The sequence below is a fragment of the Aeromonas sp. L_1B5_3 genome, from assembly GCF_963866575.1.
Lineage (GTDB): Bacteria > Pseudomonadota > Gammaproteobacteria > Enterobacterales > Aeromonadaceae > Aeromonas > Aeromonas jandaei.
In genome coordinates this window covers 1-13,771 of record NZ_CAWMDN010000097.1, presented here as the reverse complement: position 1 = coordinate 13,771, position 13,771 = coordinate 1, and the positions used below count along the sequence as shown (strand labels likewise).

Sequence of the window (13,771 nt, the reverse complement as noted above, 5' to 3'; positions counted from 1 at the left end):
AGCTATCCCTCCATCTTGGTGCGAATGCGCTCGAACAGACTCTGCAGGCAGGCTTGATCCCGATCGGCGGCCCGCACCGCGCCATACATATGGCGACGAATACCGCTCCCGAGAGGGCGGGCGCAGAGCATCCCCTGTCTGACAAACTCGTCGCTGGCCCAGCGCGGCAGGGCGGCGACGCCGAGGCCAGCAGCCGCCATCTGCAGCATCACCGAGGTGTTGTCCACCGGCTTGCAGCGGGCGGGCTCCACACCGGCGGGTTGCAAAAAGCGGCTGAAGATATCCATGCGGCTACGCTCCACCGGGTAGACCAGCAGCACCTCTGGCTCCAGATCGCCCGGCTCGATGTGGCTCTGGTGGCAGAGGGGGTGATCCGGCGCCATCACCAGAGTCAGATCAAAGGCAAACAGCGGCTCGAAGTGGAGATCGCCACGGGCCTGCACATCGGAGGTGAGCAGCAGGTCGAGCTGGCCACCGAGCAGGGCATTGATGGCATCAAAGCCTGGCACCGACTCCACTTCCAGCTCCACCCCTGGCCACTGGCGGCGAAATTCCGGCAACAGCGGCAGCAGCCACTGGATGCAGCTGTGGCAATCGAGCGCCAGATGCAGCCTGCCCGCATCGCCACTCTGCAGGGCTTGCAGCTGTTTCTCGGTCTGGGCCAGGGCGGGCAATACCTGACGGGCGAGGGCGAGCAGCTGGCTGCCGGCTGCGGTCAGCACCAGCGGGCGGCTTTTGCGCAGGTAGAGCTCCAGATTGAGGCGGGTCTCCAGCTCTTTGAGCTGGTGGGAGAGGGCGGACTGGGTGAGGTTGAGGGTCAGCGCCGCACCGGCCAGCGAGCCCTGCTCGGCCAGCGCGGTCAATGTTTTCAAGTGTTTGATCTCTATCCCTGTATTGCTTGGCACTGCCATAAGATGGCTCCTTGTGAGATTGCGTATGGCGCTGATGCGGCTGTCGGCGGTGGCTTGGCCTCCTGCCGTCTTGCTGCTGCGCTTCTTAACACATGCAAAAACGGGCCTCTGTATCCTCGCGGTGAACCTGTTCGGCGGTCAGTTGAGGATTATTTGAGAGCCACTTGAAGAGGATTCAATAGCCAGTGTCACCTTATCTTGTCATTTTGGATGTGTAAACATCTGGACGGCTAAATCATCCAGTTTCCCATCAGATGAATGAGCATAAGGAAATGAACCTATGACACGAGCACACACCCTGGGCTTCCCCCGTATCGGCGCCAAGCGCGAGCTGAAATTTGCCCTCGAATCCTACTGGCGTGGCGAGACCACTCAGGCCGAACTCGTTGCCGTGGGCAAGACGCTGCGTGAGCGCCACTGGCAGGCACAACACGGCGCCGGGGTCAATCTACTGCCGGTGGGCGACTTTGCCTGGTACGATCAGGTGCTTGGCACCAGTCTGCTGGTGGATGCAGTGCCTGCCCGTCACCATCATGGCGAGACCGATCTCGACACCCTGTTCCGGGTCGCCCGCGGCCGTGCGCCGACCGGCCCGGCGGCGGCGGCCGCCGAGATGACCAAATGGTTCAACACCAACTATCACTATCTGGTGCCGGAGTTCAGCCGTGACCAGCGCTTCAAGCTTGGCTGGAGCCAGCTGTTTGACGAGGTGGAAGAGGCCAAGGCGCTGGGGCTGCCGGTCAAGGCGGTGCTGCTGGGGCCAGTCTCCTACCTGTGGCTGGGCAAGGAGAAAGAGAGCGGCTTCTCCCGTCTTGAACTGCTCGATCGCCTGCTCATCGTCTATCAGGAGATCCTGGCGAAACTGGCTGCACAAGGGGTGGAGTGGGTACAGATCGATGAGCCGGCGCTGACGCTGGACTTGCCGGACGAGTGGCGCCTCGCCTACCTCAACGCTTACGAGCGCCTCGCGGGCCCCTGCAAGCTGCTGCTCACCACCTATTTCGGCTCGGTGGCCCATCAGCGCGACATTATCACCAGCCTCAAGATAGATGGCCTGCATCTGGATCTGGTGGCTGCCCCCGAACAGCTGGAGACCCTGGTGCCGCATCTGCCCGCCCAGTGGGTCATCTCCGCCGGGGTGATCAACGGCCGCAACGTCTGGCGTGCCAATCTGGCCAAGCTGGCGCCGACTCTGAAGGCACTGAAAGCCAGACTCGGCGAGCGGCTCTGGGTGGCCTCATCCTGCTCATTGCTGCACAGCCCGGTGGATTTGACCCTGGAGCAGGAGCTGGATCCCCAGACCCGCAGCTGGTTCGCTTTCGCCTTGCAAAAATGTTTCGAGCTGGGACTGCTCAGAGAGTATCTGGATGGGGGCGAGCTCGACAAAATCACCGCCTACAGCCAGCCCATCGTGGATCGGGAGTCTGACAGCCGGGTGCACAAGAAGGCGGTGCAGTCACGGCTCGCCAGCCTCACCAACAGCGATTTTGATCGCCACAGCCCCTATCCGGTCAGGGCCGAGCTGCAGCGCTCGGATCTCAAGTTGCCGCTGCTGCCGACCACCACCATCGGCTCCTTCCCGCAGACCTCGCAGATCCGGGTATTGCGGCAGGATTGGCGCGCCGGTCGCATCGATGACAGCGCCTACGAGGCGGGCATTAAGGCGGAGATCCGCGATGCCATCGCGCGTCAGGAGGCCATCGGGCTGGATGTGTTGGTACATGGTGAGGCTGAGCGCAACGACATGGTGGAGTATTTCGGTGAGCTGCTGGATGGCTTTGCCATCACCCGCTTCGGCTGGGTACAGAGCTATGGCTCCCGCTGCGTCAAGCCGCCGGTGATCACCCGCGATATCGACCGCCCGACCCCCATGACCCTGGCGTGGACAAAGTTTGCCCAGAGCCTGACCGACAAGCCGGTCAAGGGGATGCTGACCGGCCCCGTGACCATCCTCTGCTGGTCCTTCCCGCGCGAAGACGTGAGCCGCGAGCAATCCGCCCTGCAAATCGGGCTGGCCATTCGCGACGAGGTGGCAGATTTGGAAGCCGCCGGCATCAAGATCATCCAGATCGACGAACCGGCAATCCGCGAAGGCTTGCCCCTGCGCAAGCAAGATCATCAGGCCTATCTCGACTGGGCGGTGCGCGCCTTCCGTCTGAGCGCCAGCCCGGTGGCGGACAGTACCCAGATCCACACCCACATGTGCTATAGCGACTTCAACCTCATCATCGAGGCGGTGGCGGCGCTGGATGCGGACGTGATCACCATCGAGACCAGCCGCAGCCAGATGCAGCTACTCGAAGCGTTCGAGCGCTTCAACTACCCCAACGAGATTGGCCCGGGCGTCTACGACATCCACTCGCCCAACGTGCCGAGCCAGAGCTGGATTGAGGGGTTGCTGCGCAAAGCCGCCAAACAGATCCCGGCCGAGCGGCTCTGGGTCAACCCGGATTGCGGCCTCAAGACCCGCGGCTGGGAAGAGACAGAAGCCGCCCTCAAGGTGATGGTCGATGCTACCAAGGCGCTGCGCGCCGAGCTGGCGTAACCGACAAGCCGTGACCGCCATCGATAAGGTGGTGTGCTGAAAAACGAACGAGAGAGGGGAAGCCACTGCTTCCCCTCTCTTTTTTCGTTGGCCACTTTTTCCACTGGATCCTGAACCTTGCCGCAGCCTGCTTTGCACTAGGCTCAGAGTTGGCAGGAGTGGATGGAGTCGCGGCCATGGGTGTTGGTATGAGGATCGCAATCCTGTGGGGATTGCTGATGTGGCAGAGTGTCTGGGCGGCGCCGGCGGCCGAGTTGAAGATGGTCTATTTTGACGACTTTGCCCCATATTCGTGGCGTGACGAACAGGGCAAGATGCGCGGACTGATGATCGATGTGATGGATCGGGTGGCAGGGCAGATGGGGCTGCGGGTGCACCACGAAGGCTATCCGTGGCAACGGGCGCAGAAGATGGTGCGTCTGGCACAAGCCGATGGTTTTGTGACCGTTGCCACCCGTGAGCGGCGCAGCTATACCCTGCTTGTGGAAGAGCCGGTCACTACGACGACCCTGACGATATTTACGCCGCGCGCTCATCCCCATATGCAGGCGTTCCTGCAAGCCAAGCGTCTGGGCGATCTCAAGGCGTTCACCTTTCTCGACTATCTGGGCAATGGCTGGGGCAAGGAGAACCTGGCCAGCTTCACCGTTCATCAAACCATCAATGTTGATAACGTCTTCAAAATGCTGGCTGCGGGTCGGGGGGATCTGATGGTGACAGACCCACTTGTCGCACGCTTCAAACTCAACAAGCTGGGGCTGGCCAATCAGGTGGTTGAAGTGCCACTGGTGCTTGACTCGACTCCGTTCAATCTCTGCATCGGCAAACACTCCCGCTTCAATACCCGGCTCACCGAGTTCAACAGGGCTTTGCAGCAGTTGCGGCAAAGTGGCGAGCTGGCGCGCATTGAAGCCCGCTATCGTTGAACCCTGATGACACAAGTCGTAGTAACCTGGGGGCTAAAAACGAAAGAGGGAAGGAGCAAGCCTTCCCTCTTTCGCTGCATCAACGACAAGCGCCGCATTCAGCACGCTTGCTGCAGATTGAGTTGCTGGGGGGCGGATTGTTCGATAAACAGCGGCGCGGACGGCAGGGATGGGCGCTCACGCTCCAGCACCCGGCTTAGCCACTGGTGATTAAGGGCGATCTGGTCCCGATCAATCACCACCAGATTGTGGTGCTGGGCACCGAGGCAGCCGTAGTGGCGCGGATCAGTTTGGGTAAAGAGGCCAAGACAAGGGACACCACTGGCGGCGGCCAGATGCAGTGGCCCGGTATCGCAACTGACAAAGAGAGTGAGCCCGGCGGTGGCGGCCGCAAATTCGCACAGACTGGTGAGCGAGAGTGTGGCATCGCCGACCAGAGGCAGTGGCGCAGCCGGGTCGTTGAACTGGATCATCAGCGCATCGGGAGCTTGCCGGCGCAATTGGGCCAGCAGTCGTTGCCACTGAATGGGGGAGAGCCCTTTGCCTTTGCGGGCGCCGGTAAAAAAGCCGATAAGCGGTTGCCCCGGGTGTGCTCTGGCCAGCTCCGCCAGCTGGGGATGGCAGGTCGCAATGGGCAGCCCCAGCGCTATCTGCTGCTCGGGGCCCGCATCCACTCCCAGCAGGCGCAGCGGGCGGTAGGCGTAGTGGCGATCTTCTTCGATGGGTTCCGGACGGGCGAAGATCGCATCCCCTTTGGCGTCGTCAAATCCCAATTTTTCGCAGCCGCGCACCCAGGCGGCCAGCAGGTGGTCGGTGCTGGAGGCAAAGGGCACATATACCCGGTCGTAACACTGCTGGCGTAGTTGCCAAAGGGCGGGCAGGGCGCTGATCAACCCTTTCCCCTGCAATCTGATCAGATGAATGCGGTGCAGGTTGAGGGCAGTAAACAGGGGGATCAGTGGCCCCTTGCTGCAAACCAGCTCGATCTCGGCGCCGGGGTGGGACTTTTGTACTTGCTGCAGGAAGGGGAGCAAAAAGAGGTTGTTGCCAATCCGGTTGTTGCTGCGAACCACAAGAATGCGGCTAGGGGGCGCTTCACCGGGTGGCAGCAGGGAGCCTCGGGCCAGCCAGGCGAGGAGCGAGCGTTCGATGCCGGATGTCCATTGGCGACGCTGACCGTCGAAGCGGCGCAGTATGTCTCTGACTTTTTTCATGGGGGCGTACTCGGGCTGAGAAGAATGCCCCCCAAATAGACACAGGGATTCTTAAGAAATTATTAATTTTTTATCAGGAAGGGGATTTTCCCCCGTTATGTGATCGGTAACCGTCTGCCAGAAGGCATCAGCCAGTTGCGAATGACTATTTGGCGGACGGATGAGGCCAATCGCCCAGCACGCCTCGCTCTCCGTTAAGGGCAGGGTGAGCACATCCGGGTGCTCTATGGTGGTGGAGGAGGGCACCAGGGTCCAGGCGATCTCTGCGGCCGCGGTGGCGACGCCCGCTGCGAAGTCGTTTACGTACTGGATCCCCTGAAAGCGCAGCCCACTCTGGGCCAGATAGTTCATCAGGTGATCGTAAAACGACGGCGCCTTGTCCCTGCGCAGGATTGCCAGCGGCTTATCCATCAGATCAGCCAATTCCTTCACATCGCGATAGCTGGCGGGCAACACGGCGACGAAGTGGGCTCGTTCGACCGGCATGGCATGCCACCCCTTGGGGGCGGGCAAGCGGCAAAAACCGAGATCCAGCTTGCCCTCGCTCAGCGCCAGCAACTGGTGGTGGGTGGAGAGATCGTTGAGTTCAATGGTCACCTGCGGTCGTTCGGCGCGAAAGCGGGCGATGACCGCAGGCACCAGGATCTTGGTGGCGACGCCAAAACCGATACGCAGGGTGCCGACATTGCCCGCCAGCACATCGCGGGCGGTGCGGGATAGCTGCTCGCTCTGGATGACCACCGCGCGGGCATCCTCATACAGCGCCCTGCCCAGTCCGGTGAGGCGAGTGGTGCTGGCGTTGCGCTCGAACAGCTCGCCGCCCAGCTCCTCCTCCAGCCGCCTTATCTGCTTGCTCAGGGCCGACTGGGTGACATGCTGACGTACAGCCGCCTGGCCGAAGTGCAGTACCTCCCCCAGAGTGACAAAGGCTTTCAGATCCCGTAGCTCCACAGCGGCTCCTTTCATTCCTGTTAGGAATGTTGAGTGGTCATATTTGTCATTGGACGGAATTCTAGAACTGTTCGATGCTATTGCCAAATCAATTGGGTGCCGCCAGCCGGCGCAATCTAGGTGGCCAGGTCCACCGCCGCAGAAGGAGCAACACCAGATGCATCACCACAAGTTCAACGACTTCCCGAGCGATTTTCTGTGGGGCGCCGCCTCTGCCGCCTATCAGGTGGAGGGGGGCTGGAATGCCGATGGCAAGGGGCCGTCGGTGTGGGATATCTTCACCAAACTGCCGGGCAAGACCTTTGAAGGGAGCAACGGCGATGTGGCGGTGGATCACTACCACCGCATGGAGGAGGACGTGGCGCTGATGGCCGAGATGGGGCTCAAGGCTTACCGCTTCTCGGTGAGCTGGCCGCGCATCTACCCCACCGGTCGGGGGGAGGTGAACGAGGCGGGATTGGCCTTCTACGAGAAGCTGATCGACACCCTCTTGGCCCACCAGATTGAGCCGGTGCTGACCCTTTATCACTGGGATCTGCCGCAGGCGCTGCAGGATGAGTACGGCGGTTGGGAAGACCGACGCATTATCGAGGATTTCGAGCGCTACTGCGTAACCCTCTATCAGCGCTTTGCCTGCAAGGTGAAGTACTGGGTATCGCTTAACGAGCAGAACTACAACCTGACCAATGCCTATCAGCTCGGCACCCATCCGCCCGCAGTGCAGGATCGCAAGCGCTTCTTTGCCGCCAACCATATCGCCTTTCTGGCCAATGCCCGGGTGATCAAGGCGTTTCGCCAGCATGTACCGAACGGCTTGATTGGCCCGAGCTTTGCCTATTCCCCTGCCTATCCGGCGTCGTGCGACCCGAAAGATATGCTGGCTTACGAGAACGCCGAGGAGTTCAACAACCTCTGGTGGCTGGATGCCTACTGCTTTGGCCGTTATCCGCAGGCGGCGCTCGCTTACTTGCGGGAAAATGGTGAGGCGCCCGAGATCCTGCCGGGCGATATGGAGTTGCTGCGCGAAGGGACGCCCGACTACATTGGCGTCAACTACTACTACACCCTGACCTACACCGATAATCCCTTGGGCGGTCAGACCCTGCAGCGGATCAACACCACCGGCAAGAAGGGCACCACGCCGTCCAGCGGCATTCCCGGCCTCTACAAGACGGCGCCCAATCCGCACCTTGAGACCAGCAACTGGGACTGGGCCATCGACCCGACCGGGATGCGCATCGCGCTGCGTCGCCTCTCTTCCCGTTACGGTTTGCCGCTGATGATCACCGAGAACGGCCTTGGCGAGTTTGACAAGCTGGAGGTGGGCGACAAGGTGAACGATGAGTACCGCATCGATTATCTGCGCAGCCACGTCAAGGCGTGCCAGGAGGCGATGCAGGATGGGGTGGAACTGCTCGGTTACTGCGCCTGGTCGTTCACCGACATCCTGAGCTGGCTCAACGGTTACCAGAAGCGTTACGGCTTCGTCTATGTGGATCGTGACGAGCAGGGGGGGTCACTTCGCCGGATCAAGAAGGCGAGTTTCCACTGGTACAGCCAGGTGATCGCCAGCCAGGGCAAGCAGCTCTGACGATGTATCGCATTGCGTAACAAGCGGGCCCGGGCAATCCCCGGGCCCGTTTGCTTTGGTTGTCATCTTTGGCCGAGAGAGGAGAGGGGGCCGGAAGTGGGGCGCATTGCTTGGCGTTTGCTGATTTTTGTCCTGCCAAAGCCGGCGACCCCTGCTATTATCTGCGGCCAAACATGAGCCAATAAAAATCAGGATATCGTGATGACTGACCACACTTTTATTCCCGGCAAGGACGCGGCGCTGGAAGACTCCATCGAACGCTTCCAGACCAAGCTGCAAGCTCTGGGCTTTGATATTGAAGAGGCCTCCTGGCTCAACCCCGTGCCGAACGTCTGGTCGGTGCACATCCGGGACAAGGAGTGCTCCCTCTGCTTTACCAACGGCAAGGGGGCCAGCAAGAAGGCGGCACTTGCCTCCGCTCTGGGTGAGTATTTCGAGCGTCTTTCCACTAACTACTTCTTCGCCGACTTCTATCTGGGCGAGCAGGTCGCCAACGGCGATTTCGTTCACTACCCGAACGAGAAGTGGTTCCCCATCGAAGGGGATCAACTGCCAGCCGGTCTGCTCGACAGCTTCACCCGCAAGTTCTACAACCCGGATGGTGAAGTGACCGCCGAGATGCTGGTGGATCTGCAATCTGGCAACGAGGAGCGCGGCATCGTCGCCCTGCCGTTCGAGCGCCAGTCCGATCACGAGACCGTCTACATCCCGATGAACATCATCGGCAACCTCTATGTCTCCAACGGCATGAGCGCCGGCAACACCAAGACCGAAGCGCGTACTCAGGCGCTCTCCGAGGTATTCGAGCGCCACGTGAAGAACAGGATCATCGCCGAGGCGCTGAGCCTGCCGCAGATCCCGAGTGACGTGATTGCCCGTTATCCGGGGATTGCCGCCTCCATCGCGGCGCTGGAAGCGGAAGGTTTCCCGATTTACAGCTTCGATGCCTCCCTGGGTGGCCGCTATCCGGTCATCTGTGTGGTGCTGCTCAACCCGAGCAACGGCACCTGCTTTGCCTCTTTCGGCGCCCACCCGCGCTTTGAAGTGGCCTTCGAACGTACCGTCACCGAGTTGCTGCAGGGCCGTGGTCTCAAGGATCTCGACGTGTTTGTGCCGCCCTCATTCGACAATGAGCAGGTGGCGGATCACCACAACCTCGAAACCCACTTCATCGACTCTTCCGGCCTTATCAGCTGGGATCTGTTCAAGGAAGAGGCCGACTTCGAGTTTACCGACTGGGACTTCCGCGGCACTTCGCAGGAGGAGTTCGACCACCTGATCGGCATCTTCCACGAGCTGGAGCAGCCGGTCTATATCGCCGATTACGAGCACCTGGGCGTCTACGCCTGCCGTATCCTGGTGCCCGGCATGTCCGACATCTATCCGGCCGAAGATCTGCTGCTGGCCAACAACACCATGGGGGCCCATCTGCGCGAGACCATCCTGGCGCTGCCAACACTTGATTGGGATGCCGAGCAGTATATGGCGTTGTTTGATCAACTGGACGAAGAGGGGCACGACGAGCGTACCCGGGTGCGTGAGTTGCTGGGGATCGCTGCGGCCAAGGGCACCACTCTGCACACCCTGCGGGTGGGCGAGCTGAAAGCAATGCTGGCGCTGGCTGCCGGTGAGCTGGAGACTGCGCTGGATCTCATCGATTGGACCATGGAGTTCAACCAGTCGGTGTTCCCGGCCGAGCGTGCCAGCTACTATCGTGCCCTGCGCGCCTGCGTCGAGCTTTTCCTCGACGAGGAGCGCGACCCCGAGCAGTATCGCGGCGTATTTACCCGCATGTATGGCGAAGAGACGCTGGCACAGGCATGGGCCAACGCCAGTGGCGAAGCGCGTTTCCATGGGCTGGAGGCGGCGGACTTGTCGCTTGCCCAATTCCCGCTGCACCAGAAGCTGCTGGCGGCTTACGAGAAGCTGCAAAAGGCCAAGCGTGCCCATCAGTGGTCATAAAGATACATTGACAATGAGTGAGTAAAGGAGGGGCCGGTTGGCCCCTTCTGTTTGATGCAGATAAGCGATGTCGTTGTTATTCAAAGATGAAATAAAAAACAAAAAATACCTCTAAGGGGGTTGCAGGCAGGGTAGGGGGCATGCTTGGGAACTGCAAAGATATCTTGCCAATGCATGGTTTATGTGGCGAACTATAAATTCTTTAAAATCATTATATTAAAAATCCAACACTTCTGTTTCAGCTGAAACCTGGTGTAAACTGGCGTAGCCATGCGGCTCAAATATTTGTAGTAAAATTACAATCGCACACTGATAAATTTGATCGATGTCAATTTTGGCCATTTGGCCCTTTGTTATGATTTCAACAGGCAAAACATTCAGGTAGATCATAATTGAAAGCTGAATCCCCATTCGATTGTCTCAAGCCCGAAGCCATCGCTGCACTGGCTGAAGACATCACCTACGCCAAGGCTACCAAGCCGGCATACAAGGTCATTCCACTGGCCATTACCGCAGGCGCTTTCATCGCCATCGCATTTATCTTCTACATCACAGTGACTACCGGAACTGGTTCCATGCCTTGGGGTATGGCCAAGCTGGTTGGCGGTCTCTGCTTCTCTCTCGGACTTATTCTCTGCGTACTGCTCGGTGCCGAGCTGTTCACCTCCACCACCCTGACGCTGGTAGCCAAAGCGGCCAACCGGATCAGCTGGGCCCAGCTGCTCAAGAACTGGGGGCTGGTCTACTTCGGCAACCTGATTGGCGGTCTGCTGATGGTGGCGCTGATCATCGTCTCTGCCGAGTACACGGCAGCGGACGGCCAGTGGGGTCTGAATGCCCTGAAAGTGGCTCAGCACAAAATTCACCACACCTTCTTCGAAGCGGTGGCGCTGGGTATCCTCTGTAACCTGATGGTATGTCTGGCTGCATGGATGGCATTTGGTGCCCGCAGCGCGACTGACAAGGTAGTGGTTATGCTGCTGCCGGTTGCCATGTTCGTTGCCTCAGGTTTCGAGCACAGCATCGCAAACATGTTTATGATTCCGGTTGGCATCGCTATCCATAGCGTGGCTGGCCCGGAGTTTTGGCAGGCCATCGGCCAGGATCCGGCAACCTTTGCTGACCTGACCGTATCCAACTTCGTCCTACACAACCTCATCCCTGTTACCATCGGCAATATCATCGGTGGTGGCGTGATGGTTGGTCTGACTTACTGGTTTATCTTCCGTCGTCATCATTAAGGATGATTGCGGGATACTACATCAATACCGTGTGAGGTAATGAAAAATGGCAGAACTTAACGAACAGTTCCAAAAAGCATGGGAAGGCTTCGCGGCCGGTGAATGGCAGACCTCTGTCAACACCCGTGACTTCATCCAGAAGAACTACACCCCGTATGAAGGTGACGAGTCCTTCCTGGCTGGCGCGACCGAAGCGACCACCAAGCTGTGGGACAAGGTCATGGAAGGGATCAAAATCGAGAACCGCACTCACGCGCCGGTCGATTTTGATACTGACCTGCCCTCCACCATTACCGCACACGATGCCGGTTATATCGATCAGAGCCTGGAGCAGATCGTTGGTCTGCAGACTGACAAGCCGCTGAAGCGCGCCATCATCGCCAACGGCGGTATCAAGATGGTTAAAACTTCTTGCGAAGTGTACGGTCGTCAACTGGACCCGATGGTCGAGAAGATCTTCACCGAGTACCGCAAGACTCACAACCAGGGCGTGTTTGACGTTTACACCAAAGACATCCTGAACTGCCGTAAGTCTGGTGTTATCACCGGTCTGCCGGATGCCTACGGCCGTGGCCGTATCATCGGTGACTACCGTCGCGTCGCTCTGTACGGTATCGACTTCCTGATGGCCGACAAACTGGTCCAGTTCAAGTCCCTGCAAGCTGACCTGGAAAACGGTGTCAACCTGGAAGCTACCATCCGTCTGCGCGAAGAGATCTCCGAGCAGCACCGAGCCCTGGCACAGATGAAGGTGATGGCTGCCAAGTACGGTTGCGATATCTCCGTACCGGCCAAGAACGCCAAAGAAGCCGTACAGTGGACCTACTTCGCCTACCTGGCGGCAGTCAAGTCCCAGAACGGTGCAGCCATGTCCTTCGGTCGTACCTCCAGCTTCCTGGACATCTACATTGAGCGTGACCTGCAGAAAGGCCTGATCACCGAGCAAGAAGCCCAGGAGCTGATGGACCACATGGTCATGAAGCTGCGTATGGTTCGCTTCCTGCGTACCCCGGAATACGATTCACTGTTCTCCGGCGACCCGATGTGGGCTACCGAGACCCTGGCTGGTATGGGCGTTGATGGCCGTACCCTGGTCACCAAGAACAGCTTCCGTATGCTGAACACCCTGTACACCATGGGCCCGTCCCCTGAGCCGAACCTGACCATCCTGTGGTCCGAGAAGCTGCCGGTCGGTTTCAAGAAGTACTGTGCCAAGGTATCCATCGAGACCTCTTCCGTTCAGTACGAGAACGACGATCTGATGCGTCCGGATTTCAACAACGATGACTACGCCATCGCTTGCTGTGTATCCCCGATGATCGTTGGTAAGCAGATGCAGTTCTTCGGTGCTCGTGCCAACCTGGCCAAGACCATGCTGTACGCAATCAACGGCGGTATGGACGAGAAGCTCAAGATCCAGGTCGGTCCGAAAACCGAGATGGTCAAGTCTGAGTACCTCGACTATAACGACGTGATGGATCGTCTGGATCACTTCATGGATTGGCTGGCCAAGCAGTACGTTGCTGCTCTGAACATCATCCACTACATGCACGACAAGTACAGCTACGAAGCCTCTCTGATGGCGCTGCACGACCGTGACGTATATCGCACCATGGCGTGTGGTATCGCGGGTCTGTCCGTAGCAGCTGACTCCCTGTCTGCTATCAAGTACGCCAAGGTCAAGCCGGTTCGTGACGAAGATGGCGTTGCCATCGACTTCGAAATCGACGGCGAATACCCGCAGTTCGGTAACAACGACGCTCGCGTCGATGACATCGCCTGTGACCTGGTTGAGCGCTTCATGAAGAAGATTCAGAAGCTGAACACCTACCGTGGTGCTGTTGCTACCCAGTCTGTTCTGACCATCACCTCCAACGTGGTATATGGCAAGAAGACCGGTAACACCCCGGATGGCCGTCGTGCCGGTGCTCCGTTCGGCCCGGGCGCCAACCCGATGCACGGTCGTGACCAGAAAGGTGCTGTTGCATCCCTGACTTCCGTTGCCAAGCTGCCGTTCGCTTACGCCAAAGATGGTATCTCCTATACCTTCTCCATCGTGCCGAACGCACTGGGTAAAGATATGGAAGCCCAGAAAGCCAACCTGGCTGGCCTGATGGACGGTTACTTCCACCACGAATCCAACGTAGAGGGTGGTCAGCACCTGAACGTTAACGTGATGAACCGTGAAATGCTGCTGGACGCCATGGAAAACCCGGAAAAATATCCGCAGTTGACCATCCGCGTATCCGGTTATGCCGTTCGCTTCAACTCTTTGACCAAAGAGCAACAGCAAGACGTCATCACCCGTACCTTCACCGCCGCTCTGTAATAGAGTCGCAGTGAGCAAAAACCGGCGCCAAGGCGCCGGTTTTTTTATGTCCCCATGTTGCCGGATTGGGTGGCTTTGTTAGTCTGCCTCTGCCTCTGCCT

At 59.0% G+C, this 13,771-nt stretch carries 9 protein-coding genes; 6 read left to right on the top strand and 3 right to left on the bottom strand.

The genetic code is table 11. The annotated features are described in order from the left end of the window. Positions 1–2: 2 nt before the first annotated feature. Positions 3–911: a LysR substrate-binding domain-containing protein gene (locus tag AACR93_RS06810; RefSeq protein WP_043850243.1), complete on the bottom strand. Its 909-nt coding sequence runs from the start codon at positions 909–911 to the stop codon at positions 3–5. A gap of 280 nt (positions 912–1,191) precedes the next feature. Between AACR93_RS06810 and metE the strand changes: the two genes are divergently transcribed. Further along, positions 1,192–3,456 carry a 5-methyltetrahydropteroyltriglutamate--homocysteine S-methyltransferase gene (gene metE / locus AACR93_RS06805; RefSeq protein ID WP_043850242.1) on the top strand — a complete coding sequence of 755 codons (2,265 nt, stop codon included), beginning with the start codon at positions 1,192–1,194 and terminating at the stop codon, positions 3,454–3,456. A gap of 218 nt (positions 3,457–3,674) precedes the next feature. Then, positions 3,675–4,382, top strand: coding sequence for a substrate-binding periplasmic protein (locus tag AACR93_RS06800; protein WP_043850267.1), 708 nt, complete (start codon positions 3,675–3,677; stop codon positions 4,380–4,382). A gap of 98 nt (positions 4,383–4,480) precedes the next feature. Here AACR93_RS06800 and AACR93_RS06795 read toward each other — a convergent pair whose 3' ends face one another. Both AACR93_RS06795 and AACR93_RS06790 read right to left on the bottom strand, forming a co-directional pair. Further along, positions 4,481–5,596, bottom strand: a complete 1,116-nt coding sequence (locus AACR93_RS06795) for a glycosyltransferase family 9 protein (protein WP_043850241.1) — start codon at positions 5,594–5,596, stop codon at positions 4,481–4,483. A gap of 51 nt (positions 5,597–5,647) precedes the next feature. Continuing rightward, entirely contained in the window at positions 5,648–6,547 is a 900-nt protein-coding gene (locus tag AACR93_RS06790) for a LysR family transcriptional regulator (RefSeq protein WP_043850240.1), read from the bottom strand. Between the two features lie 157 nt (positions 6,548–6,704). On the opposite strand from AACR93_RS06790, the gene AACR93_RS06785 reads away from it, so the two are divergent. The 4 genes from AACR93_RS06785 (at position 6,705) to pflB (ending at position 13,670) form a co-directional block, all read left to right on the top strand. Next, the gene (locus AACR93_RS06785; RefSeq protein WP_043850239.1) at positions 6,705–8,138 is read left to right on the top strand and encodes a glycoside hydrolase family 1 protein; all 1,434 of its coding nucleotides are present in this window, start codon (positions 6,705–6,707) and stop codon (positions 8,136–8,138) included. A gap of 201 nt (positions 8,139–8,339) precedes the next feature. Further along, on the top strand, positions 8,340–10,100 hold the full coding sequence (gene ycaO / locus AACR93_RS06780) for a 30S ribosomal protein S12 methylthiotransferase accessory factor YcaO (protein ID WP_043850238.1): 1,761 nt from the start codon (positions 8,340–8,342) through the stop codon (positions 10,098–10,100). 392 nt (positions 10,101–10,492) lie between these two features. Further along, positions 10,493–11,341, top strand: a complete 849-nt coding sequence (focA, locus tag AACR93_RS06775) for a formate transporter FocA (protein WP_041210327.1) — start codon at positions 10,493–10,495, stop codon at positions 11,339–11,341. A gap of 46 nt (positions 11,342–11,387) precedes the next feature. Continuing rightward, a complete protein-coding gene (gene pflB, locus AACR93_RS06770) occupies positions 11,388–13,670 on the top strand; it encodes a formate C-acetyltransferase (protein WP_043850237.1) in 2,283 nt (760 codons plus the stop codon). Positions 13,671–13,771 lie beyond the last annotated feature (101 nt).

Bases quoted from the DNA above. Each gene is read 5' to 3' on its own strand.
- AACR93_RS06810 (WP_043850243.1), bottom strand. From the start codon at position 911: ATGGCAGTGCCAAGCAATACAGGGATAGAGATCAAACACTTGAAAACA.
- metE (WP_043850242.1), top strand. From the start codon at position 1,192: ATGACACGAGCACACACCCTGGGCTTCCCCCGTATCGGCGCCAAGCGC.
- AACR93_RS06800 (WP_043850267.1), top strand. From the start codon at position 3,675: ATGTGGCAGAGTGTCTGGGCGGCGCCGGCGGCCGAGTTGAAGATGGTC.
- AACR93_RS06795 (WP_043850241.1), bottom strand. From the start codon at position 5,596: ATGAAAAAAGTCAGAGACATACTGCGCCGCTTCGACGGTCAGCGTCGC.
- AACR93_RS06785 (WP_043850239.1), top strand. From the start codon at position 6,705: ATGCATCACCACAAGTTCAACGACTTCCCGAGCGATTTTCTGTGGGGC.
- ycaO (WP_043850238.1), top strand. From the start codon at position 8,340: ATGACTGACCACACTTTTATTCCCGGCAAGGACGCGGCGCTGGAAGAC.
- pflB (WP_043850237.1), top strand. From the start codon at position 11,388: ATGGCAGAACTTAACGAACAGTTCCAAAAAGCATGGGAAGGCTTCGCG.